The following is a 20,828-nucleotide window of genomic DNA, read 5'->3' as shown; positions in this document are numbered from 1 at the left end:
GCACGATGAATTGGCAGGAATAGTTCGAGAAAGGAACGCCCGTGGAAGATCGCGATATTTACGACCTGGGTTTGCAGGCCGACCTGGCCATGTTCACGCGCACGCCAATTGCGCGCCGACAAATTCTGAAGATGGGCGCGGTTGGCATCGGCCTGCTGCTGGCCGGCTGCGGCGCAAACGCCACGTCGGGCTCGTCTTCGTCGTCGTCACCAACCGCCGCCTCGTCTGGCTCTACCTCGCCCACGGCGGCCAGCAGCGGCGCGGCCAGCACAAGCGCGACCGCCACTGGCAGCAGCGCGGCGGCCTGCGTTGGCGAAATTCCCGAGGAGACGGCTGGCCCCTACCCGGCCGATGGCTCGAACGCCTCGAACCAGTCGCTCAACGCGCTGGCGCTGTCGGGAATTGTGCGCAGCGACATTCGCACCAGCCTGGGCACCAAGAACGTCGCCGCCGGCATCCCCGCCACGATTGTGCTGAACCTGGTCGATTCCGGCAACAACTGCACGCCGCTGGCGAACTACGCCGTCTACCTGTGGCACTGCGACCGTGACGGCAACTATTCGCTCTACAGCAATGGCGTCACCAGCGAAGATTATCTGCGCGGCGTGCAGGCCGCCGACAGCAACGGCAAGCTCACATTCACGTCGATCTTCCCGGCCTGCTACCAGGGGCGCTGGCCGCACGTCCATTTCGAAATCTACCCGTCGCTGGACAAGGCCACCGCTTCGTCGAATGCCGTCCACACCTCGCAGCTCGCGCTGCCGCAGGATGTGTGCGAAACCGTCTACGCAACCGATGGCTATTCGCAGAGCGTGCGCAATCTGTCGCAGCTCAGCCTCGCCACCGACAACATCTTTAGCGATGGCGTCGACAAGCAGCTGGCGACTGTGACGGGCGATACCACCAATGGCTACACGATCGAGCTGACGGTGGGCATCAACGCGTAAAAGACAAGTACGAGAACCGCAGAACCAAGAACCAGCAACGGTTCTCGGTTCTGCGGTTCCGTAGTTCCGTGGTTCTGGCAACGAGAAAGCTCCTGCGCCCGGGCATTACGCTCAGGTGCAGGAGCTTTCTTGTTGCCAGTATGGCGCGCGAGAAAACGGGCTACTTCAGGGTCGCCAGCTTCTGCGTCAGTGCCGAAGTCGAGGGCTCGACCAGGATCGAGCCATCGGGGAAAACAATCGTTGGCACGCTCTGGTAGCCGTTATTCACCTGCTCGACATAATGCCGTGCAGTTTCGTTCTCCTCGATATTCACGTAGTTAATCGCGACCTCGTGCTGCTCGAACACGCGCTTGGCGCGCCGGCAGTCGCCACACCAGGTTGTACCATACATCGTAATTGTTGAGTCCGACATCAGGGGTTCCTCCGTAAAACTCGGCATCGCCTTGGACACCGCAATTCATGCAGAATTGATGCCCCTAATTATACGCACATTACTTACGAAAGTAAAATGCTGAGAAAGCATGCTCTATGCAGTTGTGATACACTAGTAAATATCTCGATACAAAGCGGCAGGACGCCGAGAACAAGCGGGCATATGGGCCGTGTGATCGCGATCGCCAACGCCAAGGGCGGCATCGGCAAAACCACCACTGTGGTGAACATCGGCGCGGGTTTTGCGCTGAAAGGCGCGCGCGTGCTGCTGGTGGATGCCGACCCGCAGGGCAACCTGTCCCTGGCGCTGGGTGTGCGCCCGCGCCGCACGCTCTACGACGTGCTGGCCGATGGTGTGGCCGCCGCCGAGTGCGTGGTTGCCGCCCGCCCCAACCTCGATCTGCTCGCCGCCGACGACACGCTGCTGAACGTTCAGCCCATTCTGGCGCGCCGCGCCGACTGGAGCCGCGCGCTCGACCAAAGCCTGCGCCCGATCTATGGGAACTACGACCTGGTGCTGATCGACAGCGGCGGCTCGCTTACCACGCTCAGCACCAATGCGCTGGCCTGCGCCACCGATGTGATCGTTCCCACGGCAATCGAGCATTTCTCGCTCAAGAGCATCGACCTGCTGTTTGCGCAGGTGGCCCGCGTGAAGGGCAATAGTAGCTGCATCCGCCTGATCATTCCCACGCTGTTCGACCCACGTGTGCGCCAGTCGGGCGAGCTGCTGGGCGCGCTCAAGGCGCGTTTCGGCCCGCTGGTGGCCGAGCCGATCCGTGTGAATGTGCGCCTTTCCGAAGCGCCAACCCTTGGCAAAACGATCTACGAGTACGACCCACGCTCGCGCGGCGCAGTCGATTATGCGCTGCTGGTCGAGCGCATGGGCGCGATGTTCAGCTTTCGGCCGGGCGGGCGTGCCAGCAATGGCGACCAACCGGCCACGCCGGTTGCGCCCGATCTGGCGCGCAGCGTCGCCGCGCCAGCAGCTTCTGCCGCGCCAGCCGAGCCAGCGCCTGCCGCGCCGGGCGTTCAGTTCCGCGCCCCCGAGGGCTGCCCGAACTGCGGCCACCCGCTGCAATTCGCCACGCTGGCCGGCTACCGCGTGGCCTACTGCGAACACTGCAAATACCGCCACCAGACGCTGGCGAGCGGGCCGCGCCGCTAGGCTGCAACAAGCCAGCGCGCGCACCCGTCTTACCAGGAACGGCGGCTTACGCCGAAGGAGAAGAACATGCCAGCAGAAGATTTCCGCAGCGACGTGCGCGCGCTGCTCCAGCAAATGCTTGCCGAGGCTAAAACCACGCCCAACGGCGACGTGATGCTGGAAGTATATGTCGAAGAATTTGTGCGCCTGCACGGCGATTACGCCCACCAGATGCTCAACGAAGTGTTCAACGACGCGCGCACCCGCATCGACGCGCGCCTGTCGCCCGACCCAATTCGCCAGACGATTGCGACGGTGCAAACAACCGTGCAAGACATCTGGAAGACGCTTACGCAGACGATCTCGGGGCCGGGCGGCCCGCCGTCGTCGGGGCAGGGCTAGCCGGGCGATGCATTTTGCTTGGCTTGCAGTAGGCAGTTGCCAGTTGGCAGTAATGATGGTGACTGCTCACTGCCGGCTGCCGACTACAACCAACACCAAACATTTGGCATGCTGTGCTACGTTCTGCGCTTTACAAAGCCAGGAACTTAGTGCGTACCTTTTACTCGGGCAGCACCGCAATGACCTCGATTTCCAGCCGCGCGCCCAGCGCCAGCCCATTCGCGCCAAACGCGCTGCGCGCCGGCAGCTTTGCGCTGAAAAACGTGCGGTACACCGCATTCATGGCCGGCCACTCGGCCATATCTGCCATCATCACCGTGCACTTCACCACATTGTCGAGCGTTGCGCTGTGGCGCGCCAGCACTGCGCGAATATTTTCAAGCGTCTGGCGCGTTTCGGCCTCGACGCCACCGGGCACCAGCTGAAGCTCCGCGTCGGTGCCGAGCTGCCCCGAAAGGTAGAGCGTGCGATCCACCAGCACGGCTTCGGAAAAGGGCAGTGTGGCGGCAGCACCCTGCGCGGCGAAATGCGTAACCTTGCTCATCGGAACCCTCCTGCAAGCGCGAATCGGCCCAGGCGCAGCCAAGCCCGGGGCTTGCTATTGTACCGCGCAATGGCAAACCCCAGGCCCAGCCGGTTTTCGGTGAAACTGCGCACGTGCAGCCTTGCTGAATGGCCACAGACGACGGACAACCGACTACGCACTTACTGCCGTGGCCGAGCCGCCAATCCCTACTCCCCATCCGCCAACCCCTGCCCCCAAAGCGCGCTACGCCCCCTGCACGCGCGACAGCAGATCGCTGCTTTCGACCAGCGAAACCAGCAGGCTAAACAGGTCGGTTTCGGTGATCATACCCACCAGTTGCAGCTCGGCATTCAGCACCGGCAAGCCGCCGATTTTATAGCGCACCATCAGCCCAGCCGCCTCGGTGAGCGGCGTTTCGGGCGTAACGGCGACGACATCGCGCTGCATGATTTCGGAAACTTCGATCGCGGCCTGAACATAATGCGCCGCCGCCAGCAGCAGGTCGCGCTCGGCCACAATGCCCAGCAGCTGGCCGCGCAGGTCGGCAACCGGCAGGTGATGCACGCTTTGCTCCTGCATCAGGCGCAGGGCATCGTGGTGGGTTGTTTCGGGCGAAATAGAAAGAACTGGGACGCTCATTCGATCGGAAACTCGCATGGCCATGCTCCTTCCCTGGCGCCGATGGCTGCGCAAGCCGTCGCGGCGCATGCTTGTGCGCGAATTGCTGCGGTTACCAGGGATGATACGCGCATGGCCGGTTGAGCGGGAGAAGAAGCCACAAGCAGGAGTAAACAAACCTTAATACTCTGGAAAATACGTTACTTCATACAACGGGCAAGCTTCCAGGAAGCTTATCTGAGTATCAGGTTGAAAGAAAACTGGCTTGAGCTTCCTGGAAGCTGAGTACAAGGAAATTTATTTTCCAGAGTACTTAATAAAAAGGCCGCGCCCGGGCAATACCTGCCTGGGCGCGGCCATGAACATTTCTTCCAGCGCGAACGCTATTTCGCCACAGCCACCGTTGCGATGGTGGCCCACGCGCTGGCGTTGCCGGCGTAGTCGAGCGCCTGAACGCGCAGGACATACGCGCCCGGTGCAAGGTCTGGCACGGCCAGCTCAGGGGCGCCTACCTGCGCGTCGGCAGTGCCATTCGGGTCGGCACCGAGGTAGACGCGGTAGCCCGCCACGCCCGAGGCACTGTCGGTGGCGGGTGCCCAGCGCAGCGTCGCCGGCTGGCCGGCGCGTAGCACCTGCTTCCCTGCGGCGGCTGGCGCGCTTGGCGCGGTGGTGTCGTAGCCAATCGGGCCGAAGCTGGCCAGCTGCGGAGCGCCGGCCGCATCCCAGTAGCGCACATGCAGCGTGTGCAAGCCTTCGCCCGCCCACGCGCCCTGCACATAGCCCGCGCTTGCGTCGCTGAACTGCGGGGTATCGCTGGCCGGCGCAAGATCCCAGCCCTGGCTAAAGGCGTGCGCGCCATCGGGCAGCTGGAACTCGATCCGCTCGTCGGTGTTGTACCAGTGCTCGGCCTGTGCGGCGGTGCGGAACTGCACCTGTGTGATCGGCGCGGCGCGCTCGCCGGTGGCGGTAAGCTTTTCGCCGCCGTGCTGGTTGCAGCCGCCAGTGTCGGGCAGGTCGTAGCCCTCGGCAAAGCTCAGCGGCACCGACTTGCGTCCGCTCGCGGCAATGCCCTGGCCGGTGAAGGCAGTGAAATGCAGGTGCGGCAGGCCGTGGGCCGCGCGCTCGCCGGCATAGCCAATCACGTCGCCGCGCTTCACCGCGCGGTCGAGCCTGGTCGACACCGCGCTGTCCATATGCGTGTACATGGTGTAGAACCCGCCGCCGTGCGACAGGATCAGCGTGCCGCTTTTCCCGGTCCACGACCAGATCGTGCCATCGGCAGCGGCGTGCACGGGCGCGCCAAATGTGCGGCCATCAGCGTTCACCATGTCGAGGGAGTAGCGATCCCAGCTATTGTGCGAGCCACAGCCATAGCCCTGGATGATCTTCCAGGTTTCGCCGGGGGGAATGGGGAGCGAAAGGGACGGCGCAGCGGAGGCCGGGGCAGCGGGCGCGGCGAAGGCGAGAACGGGCGCGAGAACAAAGAGAAAAAGAAGAAACTGAATTCGCGTAAGAGTGGGATGAATGCTGTGTTGTGATGCGTCGGTGTGCGAACATGGCACATGCGGCGATCGGGGCATGCAACCTCCTGGGCTTGCAGAATACGTGGGTGGCAACACATGGCCGCCAACGGTCGCGGAGAATACCACGGCTGCATGTAATCGTCAAATTTTCGTAAATAACCTGTTCTTCAATAAGCGCGCTTCCGCGCCGTTCGCGGAGAGCGCGCCACATGCCAAACACAGCATCCCCATGCGTAAATCGCCCGCGCGCAGCAGAGATTGAGACAAAGCATCGTATGACACAAATACATACGTTTATTCATAAGAAAAAGCGCGCCTTTTTTCGGGCATGCTGCCGACGCAACAGTTTATTCATCGCTTCCCAAAGCCGTCAAAAACCGCTTTTCGGCGTTACGGTGCCGCCAGAAGCCCATGAATATGTATAAAAATTGTAATCCTGCACCCGGCTAATTCTATTGCGACGCCAATGTGCAGCCTTTATACTCAAATTGGCGCTACCAGCCGCATTAAATTCAACATTACAGTCATATCGATTGTGCCTCGGAAAAGGGGTACTGCCAATGCGCCTGTTTCGTGAGCTGCGCTCACATTTGCAATATAAGATCATCCTTCCCTTTCTTCTGCTGACGCTGGTGGTGGCGCTGGCCGGTTCGGCGGTGGCCTTCTTCTTCATTACCAGCAACGCCCAGGAACGGCTGAACAACCAGCTTGCCCAGGCCGCGCGCGACGTGAACGACCGGCTGGTGCAGCAGGAAAGCGAAAACCTGGTGTCGCTGCGCGTGATTGTGTTTGCGCAGGCGAACCCGCAGGCCAACGCCCCCGCCGTGGCCGATGCCCTGGCCGCCAGCGATCGCGCCAGCCTGGAGCGCGCGCTCGACCCGTATTTCCGCATTGGCAGCCAGCGCAGCAGCCAGCGCATCGATCGCATGATCGCGTTCGACACCAGTGGGCGCGCGCTGATCGACTGGGAGCGCCAGCCCAGCCAGCCCAATGCGCGCATAAGCAACCCCGAACGCCCAGTGCAGGAGCTGTGGTTTGTGCCGCGCATTCTGGCCGGCCAGCAAGACGCACGCGGCGACAAATATGCCGGCCTGCTTCAGCTTGGCACCAACAAGACGCGCTATCTGTTCACTGTCGCACCCGTTGTGCAGAATGGCAAGATTGTGGGCGGCATCCTCGTCGCCACCCAGCTCGACACGCTGCTGCAAGACCTGCGCGATCAGTCGCAAGCTGCCATTCTGGCGCTGTACCAGGCCGAAGATGGCGTTGCGCTGGAAAGCACGCTGCCGGCCAATAACGGCCTGGCCGAAATGAACATCCGGCGCGACCTGATCGATGGCATTCGTGGCCTGGAAGAAAATCAGCAGCAGGCGATCTTTGATGTTGTGTCGGTGAACCAGCGCGAGTACCAGTTTGCCTACGCCCCCCTGCGCGTGCGCGGCGATGTGGTTGGCATTCTTTCGGTTGCGCTTTCGCGCGACTATGTCAATGGAACGTGGAGCGATGTGCGCTGGCCGCTGATGATCCTGACGCTGGTGCTGATGCTGGCGATCATTGGCCTGGGCATCTTCATCGCCCAGCAGATAACGCGCCCGCTGCAAGAGCTGGTGAGCACCGCGCAGGCAGTTTCGGCTGGCGATTTCGGGCGGCGCAGCAAGGTGCAGGGCATCGACGAAGTTGGCATGCTCTCGCAATCGTTCAACAACATGACTGGCGACCTGCTGAACCTCTACCGGGCGGTAGATTCGGTAGCCAGCCAGCGCGCCGCGATTGTCGAAAGCATCACCGATGGCGTGGTGGTGTGCGACCCAAACGGCAATATTATGATTATCAACCGGGCCACGCGCCAGCTGCTGGCCCTGCCCGACGATCAGCCCCTGCCACAGCATTTCACCGAGCTGCCACTTGAGCCGTTTGAGAGCAATGCGCTGGCCTTTGGTGGCACCCGCGCAGCCGACCTGTTCACGCTTGGCGACCGGGTGGTGCGCGTGAACTCCGCCCTGGTGGAAAGCGACAACGGCGCGCCACTGGGCGATGTGTTTGTGCTGCAAGACCTCACCAGCGAAGTTGCGGTCGACCGCGCCAAAACCAACTTCATCGCCACCATTTCGCACGAGCTGCGCACGCCGCTGATGGTGCTTGGCGGCACCTCCGAGCTGCTGCTGCGCAACCTGGCCGGCCCCATCCCCGATGAGCAGCGCACGCTGCTGGAAGCCATGCGCAAAAACGCCCAGACGGTGACGGCGCTGCTGAATAATGTCATCACGATTGCGGGGCTTGAATCGGGCACGCTGCACATGGTGCTTGAGCCAGTTGAGTTGCGCCACCTGCTCGATGCAATGATCTGGCCGATTCGCAAGGCCATGGCCGCGAAAGAGCTTGAGCTTGTTCTTGAATTGCCCGACGACCTGCCCGGTATTCTGGCCGACGAGCAGCACCTGCGGATTGTGATTCAGCAGCTGCTGGATAATGCGCGGCGCTACACCGAGGCGGGCAGCGTCACCGTAAGCGCGCGCGCCGAGCACGGACTCGTGCGTATCGATGTTTCCGACACCGGGCCGGGCATCAGCCCCGATTTCTGCGAGCACCTGTTTACTCGCTTTGCGCGCGGCGCGCAGGGCATCAATTCCGCCGAGCGCGGCATTGGCCTGGGCCTGGCAATCGCGCGCGAGCTGATCGAGCGGCAGGGCGGCCATATCTGGCTCGAACATACTTCGCCGGCAGGGACGACCTTCAGCCTGACCTTGCCGTATATGCAGGTTGCACCGGTTTCGCACGACCAAAGCATGGCAACGGCGGCATAAGATGAGCAACACACGGCCAGCAGCACGCACACAGCGCAGCAGGGATGAAGGGTAGCGGTCGAGATGGCGCGCATCAACTCAGAATTGCAGCGGCTTCGCTTCAAATATCGTGATCGGCTCGACCGCATTGCGCTGCTTTTGCTTATCTACCTTGCGCTGGGCGTTGGCGCGGTTGGTGTGGCGATACTGGCACGCTGGATGCTGCTGGCGGTTTCGCCCTATGGTGTTGTGTATCCTCATAGCCTGCTGGCCCAGGTTCAGGCCGATTACGAAGCGTGGCAGGCCCCCGCAGTTGCGCTTGCGCCGCTCAATCCTGCCGCCGCTGTTGCCGTCGAGCGCGACGCCGCCGACGCCCGCACCGCCGGGCAGAGGACTGTGCGCGAAACGCCCGAGATCGTGCCGGTGGCGGTGCTGCCGCAGCCAACCGCCCTGCCCACCGAAACGCCAACCCTGGCACCTTCGCGCCCAACGGCGGGGAGTGCTGGCCCAATTGCGCGGCGGCCAAGCGCGACGCCCGCTAGCCAGCCGGCACAGCCGGGTGGGCAGCCCGGCAACGACAGCCGCCCCGAGGCAACGCCAATCGCTGCCGAAGCGCCCACCCGCGCGCCAGCCCGTTCGACGGCGCAACCGCGCAACCCAACATCCGCGCCCGCAGCGCCAAGCACAGCGACACAAGCCCCCAGTGTGCCAGCGAAAACGCCTTCGCCCACTGGCACGCCCCTGCGCACGCCAACGAATACGCGCACGCCAACCAACACTCCTACAAGCACGCCCAAGCCCACAAAGACGCCGCTGCCGATTACGCCAACGAACACGCGCACGCCAACGAACACGCGCACGCCAACCAACACGCGTACGCCGACGCGCACGCCAACGAACACGCGCACGCCAACGAACACGCGCACACCAACCAACACGCCGACGCGCACGCCGACCAACACGCGCACGCCGACCAACACGCGCACACCAACCAACACGCCGACGCGCACGCCGACCAACACGCGCACGCCAACCAATACGCCGACGCGCACGCCGACCAACACGCGCACGCCAACCAATACGCCCACCAACACGCCGGTGCCCACGAATACGGCTGTGCCGCCAAGCAGCACGCCCGTGCCCACGAATACGGCTGTGCCGCCAAGCAGCACGCCCGTGCCCACCAACACGCCGGTGCCAACCGACACGCCGGTGCCAACCAACACGCCGGTGCCAACCAACACGCCGGTGCCAACCGACACGCCCGCGCCCACCAACACGCCGGTGCCAACCGACACACCGCCTGGGCCAGTTGCGCCGAGCCGCCGCGCCCTAAGCCAGTCTTTATGGCCCTTCACATCCTGGCTGCTCAGCCTGGTTGCCCACCTCTAGTGCGCTTTCAGTGCAGGGAATAGGAAATAGGGAATAGGGTTTCGTGACCACAATGCAGAAACTCTTCCCTGATTTCCGCATCGCTTTCTTGATAATGCACGAGCGAACGCTTTCCCACCAAACCCGCCACTAAAACGCAATCAGCTCGCCGACATTTTTCCACCGTTTGGCGTGCTATACTAAGTCGTTCGCATCCCCACCCCACATCTCCGCCATCGGCCTCGCACTAGCAGGAGAATATGCATGCAGATCAACAAAGTCGGTCTGCTCGGCAATAGCTTCGAGCCGGGCAATGCCAGCCGCGTCCGTATGGTTGTAATGCACGCCACCGCAGCGCGCGGCCCGGGCGACTACAACTACCTGCGGCGAGGTGGCGAACCAAGCCGCCGCGTCTCGATTCACTATTACATCAGCAAGGCCGGCGTTGTTTCGCAGATGGTGGAAGATAAAGATATTGCCTGGCAGGCCGGCGCCAGCAGCTGGACAGTCGATGGCAAGCGCGTGTCGCCGTCGTGCAACCCGATTTCGGTTGGCATCGAGCTGGAAAACCTGAACAACGGGCGCGACCCTTACCCACCCGCGCAGTACACCGCCGCGCTGGATCTGGTGCGCTACCTTGTGTCGAAATATAATATTCCGCGCCGCCAGGTGGTGCGCCACCTCGACATCGCGCCTAAGCGCAAAACCGACCCGGCCGGCTTTCCGTGGGAGCGTTTCGTGGCCGAGGTGTTTAGCGCCGGCCCGCCGCCCACGCCGCCACCCGCCGAGCCAGCCGTGCCCGCGCCCACGCCCCAGCCGCTCGCGGCCCCGCAGCAACTGCGCAAATTCCTGGTCGATCTGGCCTACCGCGCAGCCGGCGCTGCCCGCCCGTTCGCCTGGCCGCTGCTGAAACAAGCCGTGTCGCAAAGCACCGGCATGCCCATCGCCGTCATCACGCCGCCCGCCAGCGGCGACGGCCAGGGCGAAGACGACCAGCAGCGCGCGGTAACGGTAAACGGCCAGTCGCTGATCGTCGAAGCCTATGGGCGCGACCTGTTTTTCGCCGCGCCCGACACGCCCGAGCAGGTGCAGAAGCTGAGCGCCACGCCCGGTGGCCCGCAGCGCGACGCGCTCTTGCAGCTGCTGTTCCAGTCGGTCGATCCAGTCAAAGGCTTCCGGCCCGACCAGGCCTTTCACCAATTCTTCCTCAACCACATGACCGATATTGGCGTGCCGATTGGCCCCGACCATATTTTGCCGGGCGGCAAAATTTCGTGCCAGCACTACGCCCTCGACACGCTGATCTGGACGGGCAAAGTAACGCGCCTGAGCGAGCTGACCAGCAACATGTACAGCGGCGACCCGCACAGCCCCGCCGACCGCGAGCTGCGCACGCTGGTGCTGAACGACCTGTACACCGCACGCACCGGCCGCAACTTCGACCCGAACGCCCTGTTCTGCCGCTACGCGATTGCGCACGGCATGGGCGCGCCCATGGGCAAGGCCGAAATTCAAATACTCGAAGGCAACCGCCTGGTGGCAATGCCCTATGCCCTCGACGTGCTGTACTGCCAGATCCCGGCCGATGGCGACTGGAGCAAAATCGTGATCGGCCAGCTGCCCGTCACTTTGAGCGAGGAAGATGACAAGCTCGCGCAGCTCAGCGTGCTGCTAAAGCAGAGCGACCCCGACGACGGCGGGCCGGCGGTGCTTTCGGATGATGAGGATGCCAGCGCGGTGCTGCCGGGGCGCATCTACCGCGGCGGGCTGCTTGGCCGCGAGGTGCCCGCGCCCGCGCTCAGCGATGTGAGCGCCAGCACCGCGCCGGGCAGCGCGCGCGGCGACGCGGCAGTTCAGCGGATTGTGGTGGAAATGGCAGCTGGCCCGGCCGCATCCGACCTGGCGGCAGCAGCAGAAACGGCGCGCTTCGGGTATTATATCGACAGCGCCGGCGCGATCTTCCAGCTTCTGGCCGACACACAGTCGGCTGGCGTGAACGACGCGCTCAGCATTGGCGTCGAGCCGACCGGCGCGGGCGCAAACGACGCGCAGTCGGCCGCGCTCGACTGGCTGCTGGCCGAGCTGCAAACGCGCTTTCCGGGCGCGGCTGTCGAGCGCGGGGCGTAGGGGCCGATTGGAGAGACGAAGGACGAAACCACCCTGGCCATTCGTCATTCGTCATAACAAGCAGCAGATTTCCGAAAAAGTTGTACAAGCAGCGCGCATTCACAGGCAGAGAAGGATTGCATGGCAAGCGAACCCACTGGCGCATATGTCGCCTCGATCAATGTCAACCCGCGCGGCGGCGTGCCCAAGCATGCTGTCCCAAACACACAAATTGGCACGCAGGGCGTCGCCGGCGACAAGCAGCGCGACCGGCGTTTCCACGGTGGCCCCGAACGCGCCGTTTCGCTGTACTCGCTGGAGCGCATCGCCGCCCTGCAAGCGGAAGGCCACCCAATCGCGCCGGGCAGCACTGGCGAAAACCTGACGATTAGCGGCATCGACTGGGGCGAGCTGGCCGTAGGCGACCAGCTGCGGATTGGCGATCTGCTGGTTGAGATCACCAGTTATGCCGCGCCGTGCAGCAACATTGCCGGCTCATTCGCCGATGGCCTTTCCAAGCGCATTTCGCAGAAGCTGCACCCCGGCTGGAGCCGCCTGTACGGGCGCGTGCTGGCCGAGGCCACCGTGCAAACCGGCGACCCGGTGAAGCTCGTGCGGGCCAGCAGATAAACCTGATTGGGCGGCAGCGGCGCTGAGCAGTATCAAGAAAGCGATGCGGAAATCTAGGGAAGAACCCCAGCATTGCAACCGCCAAATCCCTATTCCCTTACCCTCAACCCTGCGCTGAAAGCGCACTAGGGATTGTGGGCGCGCAGATACTCGCGCACCGCTTGCGCCGCCGCCTCCCAGAGCGAAGCAGGCTCCGGCGTCGGGGCGGAATGCACGCGCACATAGCTCATCACCGCTTGCTGCGCCGCGTCGGCAGGCGTGCTCACCGGCACGGGCGTGTGAACATTCGTGTGCGCCCGCAGGTAATCGACAATACTTTGCATGGCTGGGTCGTGGGCTGTGCGTGGCGAGGAGGCAACGGCCGGTTCCAGCCCGCCGAAACCATATGCGCCCGCCCCAAGCAGCACCAGCGCCAGCACGAAACTGATTCGCCATCGTTTCCACCGGCGCATGGAATGGGCGGCGCGCGTGAAAATTGTGCGTTTCTGCATTCGCGAACTCCTTTCATCGACGCGCTCATGACACCACGATTGGCCGCGCCACGGGTATTACTTTCTGGTACAAAAAACACGACAGGCGCAACCGCGGCCCGGCAGCAAACAAACCCGCAAATTCGTGTATTTCAAACGTTCTAAGTACACCGGGGAAAATTCTGCAAGGCCAGGATGGGGCGCCACAGCACGCTCTTTCGCGCCCAGGCGGCTGCCTGCTGGCTGTGTACGGCTTCAGGAAGGTGTAGAAGCTTTATCGCTACCTGAACAGGAGGGCTATGGAGCGCACGCACTCGTTTGGCTACTGGCTGCGGCGGCGGCGCAAAGCGCTCGACCTGACGCAGGCCGATCTGGCGCAGCGCGCAAGCTGCTCGCTCGATCTGGTGCGCAAGATCGAGGCCGATGCGCGCCGGCCGTCGCGTGCGCTGGCCGAGAAGCTGGCCGAGGTGCTGGGCATCGCGCCCGACGAGCGCGCCGCCTTTATTCAAGCCGCCCGCGCCGAGCGCGCCGCCGACACGCTTGAAATCGCGGCCGCGCCTGCCACCGCGCCGGCCATTTCACCACTCTCACCAAACGCCCTGCCCCTGCCCCCAACCGAGCTGATCGGGCGCGGCGGCGAGCTTGCCACCCTGAATGCGCAGCTGCGCCAGCCCACTACGCGCCTGCTAACGCTGACCGGGCCAGGTGGCGTGGGCAAAACTCGTTTGGCGCTGGAAATTGCGGCAGGGTTGCAAAGCGAATTTCCCGACGGCGTCTTTTTCGTCGATCTCGCCCCGGTGAACGACCACCATCAGGTTGGCGCGGCGATTGCGCTGGCGTTGGGCTTGCCGCAGGCTGGTGTGCGCCCATTTTCCGAAACGCTGAAAGACGAGCTGCGCGCGCGCCGCGCCATGCTGCTGCTCGACAACTTCGAGCACCTGTTGCCGGGTGCGCCGCTGGTGGCCAACCTGCTGGCCGCCGCGCCGGGCCTGAAAGTGCTGGCGACCAGCCGGGCGGCGCTGCGCCTGCGCGGCGAAAAAGAATCTGCCGTCGAGCCGCTGGCACTGCCCGACACAACCGACACACAGGCCGAGCGGCTGGCGCACTACGCAGCGGTGGCGCTGTTCGTGGCGCGCGCGCAGGATGCCCAGCCCAGCTTCCAGCTCAACGCCGAGAATGCCGCCGCCGTGGCCGAAATCTGCACGCGCCTGGATGGCCTGCCGCTGGCGATCGAGCTGGCTGCCGCGCGCATCAAGCTGTTTCCGCCAGCTGCGCTGCTCGTGCGGCTGAGCAGCCGCCTGCAACTGCTCAGCGGCGGCCCGCGCGACCTGCCCGCGCGCCAGCAAACCATCCGCGACACGATTGGCTGGAGCCACGCGCTGCTGCCCGAACCTGAGCAGGTGCTGTTTCGCCGGCTCGGGGTGTTTGTGGGCGGCGGCACGCTTGCAGCAATCGAGGCGATCTGTGGCGGCAATGGCGCTTCGCCCGATGTGGTCGCGGGCGTGGCAACGCTGCTCGAACATAGCCTGCTGCGCCGCCGCGCCCACCCCGACGGCGAGCCGCGTTTCGGCATGCTCGAAACCGTGCGCGTCTACGCGGCCGAGCAGCTGGAAGCGAGTGGCGAAGCGCCGGCCCTGCGCGACGCGCATGCACAGTTCTACCTGGCGCTGGCGGATAATCGTTCGGGGGAAGATGAGGATACCTGGCAGGCACGCATCAACTCCGAGTACGAGAACTTGCGCGCGGCACTGGAACACACCAACCGCGCCGGCGGCGACCTCATCACCGCGCTGCAGCTTATCGTTACCGCGCTCGTGCCACTCTGGCACAGGCATGGCACCTGGCAGGAAGGCATCAGTGCGCTGGAGCGCGCCCTGAGCGACCCGCGCAACGATACAGCGTCGGATCTGTATGCGAGCGCATGTGCCGAGCTTGGCTGTTTCCGCTCGCTCACTGGCAGCTTCGCGGCAGCGCGTGCTAACTTCGAACGAGCTATCGCTTCCGAAGCGGCGGCAAAGGACGAAGGTTTCCGCGCCTGGGTAACCGAGCGCCTGGGCTGGGTAGCGCGCGAGCAGGGCGACAGCGCCACGGCCTGGGCGCGCATGAACGAGGCACTCGTGTTCGCTCGCCAGCAAGAATTTAGCTGGCTGATTAGCAACACACTCAATAGCCTGGCTGGCATCGCCATTCTCGAAGAAGATGCCGACCGCGCCGAAGAGCTGCTGGCCGAAAACCAGGCTTTCGCCGAGCAGCACCAGCTCGAGGTTGACACACAATTCTGGACGGTCAACCACCTGGGGCATGTCGCGCAGCTGCGTGGCGATTTTGCGCGCGCGGCACAGCTTCACCAGGACAGCTTGGGCTACCCGGTGGGCGAGAACTATGTTGGCGTGTTCTGGGCGCAGCTGGGGATGGGCGAATCGCTGCTGGGGCTGGGCCGCCCCAACGAAGCGGCGGGCTGGCTGCGCAAAGGGCTGGCGCATAGCTGGCGGCAGGGCGACCGCGCCTGCACAAGCTATGCGCTGGCCGGGCTTGGCACCGCCGCCGCGCTCGACGAAGAGCCCGAGCGCGCCGCCCGCCTGTGGGGTGCGGCCGAGGCATTGCGCACTTCCATTGGCTGCCGCCCGGCGCCGGCCGCCCGCGCCACCTACGAGCGGGCGGTGGCGCTGGCGCGCGCCGCGCTGGGCGACGATGCATTTGCGCGGGCGTGGGCGGCTGGCTCAGCACTCGGCACGGCGCAGGCAGTCGGTGAGGCGCTAGGCTGAGTCGTACTCGTTTTCACCACGAAGTCACGAAGACACCAAGAGGAATAGCGCACTACGCACTCCGCTCTCTAATGCGTAATGCGTAGTGCGTAATACCGAATACGGATGATTGCTTACGGATTGTCATACTGAGCGAAGCGAAGAATCTCTTCCTGTTTCGAATAGGAGTTTCTTCACTCCGCGAACGCTCCGTTCAGAATGACAGAATGCAAGACTTTACCCGAACTTGGTATGACAAAAGACAAAGGATGAACGACCAGGCTGGTCATTCGTCCTTTGTCTTTCGTCATTTCCCAGCAACAGAAGCCCTGGGTTTACTCCGCCAGCGTTGCCGTCAGCGTCACTTCCTCCAGGCCGGGCAGCAGCAGGCGCGAAATCGGGCAGGTTTCCTTGGTTTTCTCAGCAGCCGCCTGGAACGTAGCCGCGTCGATTCCCGGCACCTTGCCTTCCACATCCAGGTGAATCTTCGCTACTTTCGGCCCGCCCGCGCCCGTGCGCAGCGTTACCGTGGCCTTGGTCGTGACATAATCGGGCACGTGCCCGTCGCCGCTCAGGCCATTCGCCAGCGCCATGCTGTAGCAGCCCGCGTGCGCGGCCGCGATCAGCTCCTCGGGGTTGCTGCCGCCACCATTCTCAAAGCGCGAAACGAAGTTCAGCTTCACATCCTTCACCGCGCCGCTCTCGGTCGAAACCACACCCGCGCCACTCTTCAGGTCGCCGCGCCAGGTGGACGTTGCGTTACGATTGAGATCCGCCATTCGTGCTACCTCCATACTACGGCCGGACCTGCGCCCGGCACATCAACGCCGCCGTATGCAGCAAGAAAGCGACCGCCAGCGCCGCCGCCAGGCCACACACACTCCTCATTGTTTCTTCACAATCTCTAAAGAGGCACCTGTTAGGATATCACTATACACGGCACTACCGCAACCGCTGCGGCCCGGCCAGAAGCGTCGCGCCGCACATGGCGCGCAAAGGAGCGGGCAATGAACAGTTTGCACATGGCACACCGGCGGCATTGCCGCCATAGCTCGTATAGATGGAACCCACGCCCTGCGCTGGCGGGCGCGCTGGCCGGGCTGGCTGGCGGCACGGCGATGCTGGTGCTGGCCGCGCTGCTCACAATGGTACTGAACCAGGAGCGCTGGCTCCAGCTCAAGCTGATCGCCAGCATTCTGCTGGGAACAAGCGCCACCGCTACCACTGGTTTTGCAGCTGGCCCGGTGCTGCTGGGCGTGGCGCTGCATCTGGCGGCCTCCGCGCTGCTGGGCGTGCTGTTCGCGCTGCTGATGCGGCGGGCGGCGCCATTACCGTCGAGCATGGGTACGCCCGAGGTCGCCGGGCCGCTGTATGGCCTGCTGGTCTGGGGGATTATCTATTTTGCGATTGCGCCACTGCTTGTGCCGGCCATTCTCACCATCGCAACCGCATCGCTGCTGATCCAGCACCTCGTGTATGGTGCGATCACCGGCCTGCTTTACTCGCTGCTGGCCCCGCAATCGTATGGGCAGCTCGGCGGCGGCCCGGTGGCATAATACCCGTGGCAAGTACAGTATAATGAAGCTGCGCACGTGCGCGTGCCCGCAGGCGATGCAGCGGCGGGCATCTCTATCGTATAAGGAAGGCTCGGGATGATCGCACGGCTTCGAACATGGCTGGCACGCCCGCGTGTGCGCATGCTCGTGACGATTGTGGTGATCGTCATTGGCCTCGCGGTGGCGGCAATATATGGAATACGCTCGGTGCAATCGTTTCGCCAGCTGCGCTACATTCAGCAGCAGGGCCTCGATCGCGGCACCGCCAGCGTAGACGCCATTCGCCCGTGGATGACGGTGCGCTTTGTGGCGGTGGCCTATGCCGTGCCGGAAGAATACCTCTTCAGCGAGCTGGCCGTGCCCTACAACCAGCGCAACGCCAACAGCACCCTGCGCGACATCGAGAAGATCTACCACATCGACGATTCGTTCACCGACGCGCGCTCGGAGGCTGCCGAGCGGCTGAAAAAAGGTATCACCGAATACCGCGCCAACCCGGTGGTTACGGGCCTGCGCGATGTGCGCCCGTGGATGAGCATCCGCTACATTGCCAACAGCAGCGGCGTGCCGGAAAGTTTTATTTTCCAGCAGCTTGGCATTCCCCAGGAGGGCAACGATACCAAGCCGCTCATCCTGCTGAGCGACGAGCAGCACTACCCAGGTGGCCCGCGCGCCTTTGAGCAGGCCGTTCAGCGCGCACTCGACGCGCATCAGGGGCAATAATGAGCATTTCCGACCTAAGCGACTCCGCGCTCACCTATATCGTCACCTATGGCGCGTTTGCGCTCGGGCTGATCCTGATGCTGGCGGCGGTGGGTTTGCCGGTGCCAAGCACATTTGTGGTGCTGGCGAGCGGGGCATTTGTGCAGCAGGGCGTGCTCGATCTGACTTCGGCGCTGCTGGTGGGGCTGGTCTTTGTGGTGGTGGGCGATACGCTGAGCTATGGCATGGGCCGCCTGCTGCGCGGGCCGATCAATCGGCGCTTTGGCGGCTCGCCCGCCTGGCTGCGCGCCGAAGACTATTTTCAAAAACGCGGCGGCCTGGCGATCTACCTCACGCGCTGTGTGCTCACGCCCATCGCCGTGCCGCTCAACCTGGTGGCGGGCAGCAGCGGCTATGCCACCCAGCGCTTTGTTGGCTATGCCGCCGCCGGCGAGCTCACCTGGCTGCTGATGTATGGCACGCTCGGCTACGTGTTCGGCAGCCAGTGGGAAGCGGTAAGCACCTTTATCAGCGATTTCAGCGGCGTGCTGGTGGGCCTGGCCATCGCCGGCGTTGGCGTGTTTGCGCTGCTGCGCTGGGCACGCCGCCCGCCAGCCGCCACCAGCGCCGACGCCGCCGACGCAACCGCCCCCGCGCCGCAACGCTAACCACCCACCACCGACGAAGGACGAAGGACGAACGACTAAGCGCCGTCATTCGTCCTCATTCCCACCTTTGCGTCCTTTGCGCCCTTTGCGGTGACATGCAGTTTCCCGCTTCGCTCCCCACGCACACACTCTCCACATTGCTTCTTAACAATCTCTAAAAACCTTCTTGCTACCATACAGCCATTGAAAGTAAACACCTGTAGCAAGCAAGGGAAAGCAATGAAAGCCTCAGCAACACAGCCCAGCCGCAATAAAACCAACCTGATCGTCGATATTGCCATCTTCATCGCCTTTCTGGTCGCAATGGCCCCGCGCTTCAGCGGCGTGCCGGTGCACGAATGGCTTGGCATCGCGTTCGGCGCGGCGATCGTCACGCACCTGCTGCTGCACTGGCAGTGGCTGGTCGAAGTAACCAAGCGCTTTTTCAGCAAGGCCGCGCCGTCGGCCCGCGTCAACTATGTGCTGAACGCGCTGCTCTTTATCGACGTGACGCTCATCATCTTCAGCGGCCTGATGATCTCGCGCTCTGCGCTGCCCGCGCTTGGCATCACAGCGACGCTGGGCGGCAGCTGGCGCGGCATTCACGAAACCACCGCGAACCTGTTCCTGCTGCTCGTCGGCCTGCATGTCGCGCTGCACTGGCAGTGGATCGCGAATATGTTCAAGCGCTTCGTGATTGCCCCAATCACTGGCCGCCGCGCCCCGCAGCTCGCCGCCGCTTCCCAGAAAGAGGCCAACTAATGAAGATCATTGCACGCACGCTCGCCATTCTCGCCGCCGCGCTGGTTGTCGTCGGGGTCGCGTTTGCGCTCAACCATTCGGGCAGCGCAACCGCCAGCGCCCAGCGCGACATGCCGCCCGAGTTCGCGCAAGCCGCCAGCACCAGCACGGACGGCAGCAGCACAAGCACCAGCGCGGCGCGCCCGCAGCGCGGCCCCGGCGGCGATCACAACGAGTCGGCCAGCATGTTTGGCCTGGTGGAAGTGCTCAAGAACCTCGTGATTGTCGGCGTTATCACCGCCGTGGTGGTGGGCATCAAGCGGCTGTTCACGCGGCACAACCCGCGCAGCGGCGGCCCGCAGCCCCAGGCCCCACCGGCGTAGGCAGGTTGCGAGTTCGCAGGTTTGAAAGTTGGCAGGTTGCGAGTTCGCAGGTTTGAAAGTTGGCAGGTTGCAGGTTCGCAGGTTTGCGGGTTGCAGATCACACTCCCTGCCAACTGCCAACTGCCGACTGTTTGGTTCTCGGTTCTCGGTTCTGTGGTTCCGTGGTTCTCGGTTCTGCGGTTCTGCGGTTCTCAGTTCTGTGGTTGCAGGTTCGCAGGTTTGCGGGTTGCAGATCACACTCCCTGCCAACTGCCAACTGCCAACTGCCAACTGCCAACTGCCAACTGTTTGGTTCTCGGTTCCGTGGTTCCCGGTTCTGCGGTTGCAGGTTGCAGCCAGGGCCAGAAGGTTCGATAATACACGCCACAAACACCAAGCATGATCATCAGCGAGGAACGCCATGAGTCAGACAATTATGGTTGTTGACGACGAAGCCAAGCTCCGCGACCTGATTCGCGTCTACCTTGAGCAGGAAGGCTATCGCGTCGTTGAGGCCGGCCACGGCCGCGAGGCGCTGTATGTAGCCCGCGTCGAAAAGCCCGACCTGATCATCCTCGACCTGATGATGCCCGAGATGGGCGGCTACGATTTCATGCGCGCCTTCAGCAAAGAGGCCGAAACACCGGTGATTATGCTCACCGCCAAGCTCGAAGATCAGGACAAGATCCTGGGCCTGGAGCTAGGCGCCGACGACTACATCACCAAGCCCTTCAATGTGCGCGAGCTGATTGCGCGCGTGCGGGCCGTGCTGCGCCGCAGCACCAAGGCCGCCACCGAACCCGACCTGCTGCGCGCCGCCGATATTGTGCTCGACCGCGCTGGCCGCACGGTGAAGGTTGGCGAACACTATGTCGATCTGACGCCGTCGGAGTTTGCCATTCTGGCCACGCTGATCGCCGCGCCGGGGCAGGTATTCTCGCGGCTCGACCTGCTCGACCGCGTGTCGGGCGAGGCCTACGAGGGCTACGAGCGCACGATCGACGTGCATATTCGCAACCTGCGCACCAAGATCGAACCCGACCCCAAAAACCCGATCTATGTCGATACCGTCTATGGCATGGGCTACCGCTTTGCGGTGCGCAAGCCCGCAGGCGCATAGT

At 63.6% G+C, this 20,828-nt stretch carries 20 protein-coding genes; 14 read left to right on the top strand and 6 right to left on the bottom strand.

All coding sequences use genetic code 11. From position 1 onward, the window contains the following. The first annotated feature begins 41 nt into the window (after positions 1 to 41). Positions 42 to 947, top strand: coding sequence for an intradiol ring-cleavage dioxygenase (locus tag M1P90_RS23080; protein ID WP_483697803.1), 906 nt, complete (start codon positions 42 to 44; stop codon positions 945 to 947). A gap of 160 nt (positions 948 to 1,107) precedes the next feature. Here the strand turns inward: M1P90_RS23080 and M1P90_RS23075 are convergent, their stop codons facing one another. After that, positions 1,108 to 1,359, bottom strand: coding sequence for a glutaredoxin family protein (locus M1P90_RS23075; RefSeq protein ID WP_483697802.1), 252 nt, complete (start codon positions 1,357 to 1,359; stop codon positions 1,108 to 1,110). A 183-nt stretch (positions 1,360 to 1,542) separates the two neighbouring features. Here M1P90_RS23075 and M1P90_RS23070 point away from each other — a divergent pair, with 183 nt between their 5' ends. Beyond that, positions 1,543 to 2,547, top strand: a complete 1,005-nt coding sequence (locus M1P90_RS23070) for an AAA family ATPase (RefSeq protein WP_483697801.1) — start codon at positions 1,543 to 1,545, stop codon at positions 2,545 to 2,547. A gap of 66 nt (positions 2,548 to 2,613) precedes the next feature. After that, a complete protein-coding gene (locus tag M1P90_RS23065) occupies positions 2,614 to 2,928 on the top strand; it encodes a hypothetical protein (protein ID WP_483697800.1) in 315 nt (104 codons plus the stop codon). A gap of 160 nt (positions 2,929 to 3,088) precedes the next feature. Here M1P90_RS23065 and M1P90_RS23060 read toward each other — a convergent pair whose 3' ends face one another. The 3 genes from M1P90_RS23060 to M1P90_RS23050 form a co-directional block, all read right to left on the bottom strand. Further along, complete coding sequence (locus tag M1P90_RS23060) at positions 3,089 to 3,472, bottom strand: RidA family protein (protein WP_483697799.1); 384 nt, start codon at positions 3,470 to 3,472, stop codon at positions 3,089 to 3,091. Between the two features lie 225 nt (positions 3,473 to 3,697). Continuing rightward, the gene (locus tag M1P90_RS23055) at positions 3,698 to 4,111 is read right to left on the bottom strand and encodes a CBS domain-containing protein (RefSeq protein ID WP_483697797.1); all 414 of its coding nucleotides are present in this window, start codon (positions 4,109 to 4,111) and stop codon (positions 3,698 to 3,700) included. A gap of 344 nt (positions 4,112 to 4,455) precedes the next feature. Further along, entirely contained in the window at positions 4,456 to 5,652 is a 1,197-nt protein-coding gene (locus tag M1P90_RS23050; protein ID WP_483697795.1) for a M23 family metallopeptidase, read from the bottom strand. 503 nt (positions 5,653 to 6,155) lie between these two features. Here M1P90_RS23050 and M1P90_RS23045 point away from each other — a divergent pair. From M1P90_RS23045 to M1P90_RS23030, 4 genes are all read left to right on the top strand, one after another. Then, positions 6,156 to 8,399 carry a sensor histidine kinase gene (locus tag M1P90_RS23045; protein WP_483697794.1) on the top strand — a complete coding sequence of 748 codons (2,244 nt, stop codon included), beginning with the start codon at positions 6,156 to 6,158 and terminating at the stop codon, positions 8,397 to 8,399. A gap of 63 nt (positions 8,400 to 8,462) precedes the next feature. Further along, a complete protein-coding gene (locus M1P90_RS23040; RefSeq protein WP_483697793.1) occupies positions 8,463 to 9,770 on the top strand; it encodes a hypothetical protein in 1,308 nt (435 codons plus the stop codon). Positions 9,771 to 10,013: 243 nt separating this feature from the next. Beyond that, positions 10,014 to 11,876 carry an N-acetylmuramoyl-L-alanine amidase gene (locus tag M1P90_RS23035; RefSeq protein WP_483697791.1) on the top strand — a complete coding sequence of 621 codons (1,863 nt, stop codon included), beginning with the start codon at positions 10,014 to 10,016 and terminating at the stop codon, positions 11,874 to 11,876. 120 nt (positions 11,877 to 11,996) lie between these two features. Then, positions 11,997 to 12,485 (top strand): MOSC domain-containing protein, encoded by a 489-nt coding sequence (locus tag M1P90_RS23030; protein ID WP_483697790.1) that lies wholly within the window; start codon positions 11,997 to 11,999, stop codon positions 12,483 to 12,485. A gap of 125 nt (positions 12,486 to 12,610) precedes the next feature. Here the strand turns inward: M1P90_RS23030 and M1P90_RS23025 are convergent, their stop codons facing one another. Continuing rightward, positions 12,611 to 12,976, bottom strand: a complete 366-nt coding sequence (locus M1P90_RS23025) for a hypothetical protein (RefSeq protein ID WP_483697789.1) — start codon at positions 12,974 to 12,976, stop codon at positions 12,611 to 12,613. Between the two features lie 278 nt (positions 12,977 to 13,254). Between M1P90_RS23025 and M1P90_RS23020 the strand changes: the two genes are divergently transcribed. Then, positions 13,255 to 15,720 carry an ATP-binding protein gene (locus M1P90_RS23020; RefSeq protein WP_483697788.1) on the top strand — a complete coding sequence of 822 codons (2,466 nt, stop codon included), beginning with the start codon at positions 13,255 to 13,257 and terminating at the stop codon, positions 15,718 to 15,720. Between the two features lie 314 nt (positions 15,721 to 16,034). Here the strand turns inward: M1P90_RS23020 and M1P90_RS23015 are convergent, their stop codons facing one another. Continuing rightward, positions 16,035 to 16,478, bottom strand: coding sequence for an OsmC family protein (locus M1P90_RS23015; protein ID WP_483697787.1), 444 nt, complete (start codon positions 16,476 to 16,478; stop codon positions 16,035 to 16,037). Between the two features lie 228 nt (positions 16,479 to 16,706). Here M1P90_RS23015 and M1P90_RS23010 point away from each other — a divergent pair, with 228 nt between their 5' ends. From M1P90_RS23010 to M1P90_RS22985, 6 genes are all read left to right on the top strand, one after another. Beyond that, complete coding sequence (locus tag M1P90_RS23010) at positions 16,707 to 17,255, top strand: DUF6789 family protein (protein ID WP_483697786.1); 549 nt, start codon at positions 16,707 to 16,709, stop codon at positions 17,253 to 17,255. 96 nt (positions 17,256 to 17,351) lie between these two features. Beyond that, positions 17,352 to 17,978, top strand: coding sequence for a hypothetical protein (locus M1P90_RS23005; RefSeq protein ID WP_483697785.1), 627 nt, complete (start codon positions 17,352 to 17,354; stop codon positions 17,976 to 17,978). Continuing rightward, entirely contained in the window at positions 17,978 to 18,625 is a 648-nt protein-coding gene (locus M1P90_RS23000; protein ID WP_483697784.1) for a DedA family protein, read from the top strand. Before M1P90_RS23005 ends, M1P90_RS23000 begins: the two co-directional genes overlap by 1 nt. Before the next feature lie 219 nt (positions 18,626 to 18,844). After that, positions 18,845 to 19,366 (top strand): DUF4405 domain-containing protein, encoded by a 522-nt coding sequence (locus M1P90_RS22995; protein WP_483697782.1) that lies wholly within the window; start codon positions 18,845 to 18,847, stop codon positions 19,364 to 19,366. After that, entirely contained in the window at positions 19,366 to 19,728 is a 363-nt protein-coding gene (locus M1P90_RS22990) for a hypothetical protein (RefSeq protein ID WP_483697781.1), read from the top strand. The genes M1P90_RS22995 and M1P90_RS22990 overlap by 1 nt, the downstream gene beginning before the upstream one ends. Positions 19,729 to 20,128: 400 nt before the next feature. Then, on the top strand, positions 20,129 to 20,827 hold the full coding sequence (locus M1P90_RS22985) for a response regulator transcription factor (RefSeq protein ID WP_483697779.1): 699 nt from the start codon (positions 20,129 to 20,131) through the stop codon (positions 20,825 to 20,827). Position 20,828 lies beyond the last annotated feature (1 nt).

This window comes from Kouleothrix sp. 19917, assembly GCF_057073505.1.
Note: the sequence above shows the minus strand (reverse complement) of the source record. Positions and strands in the feature narration are given on the sequence as shown.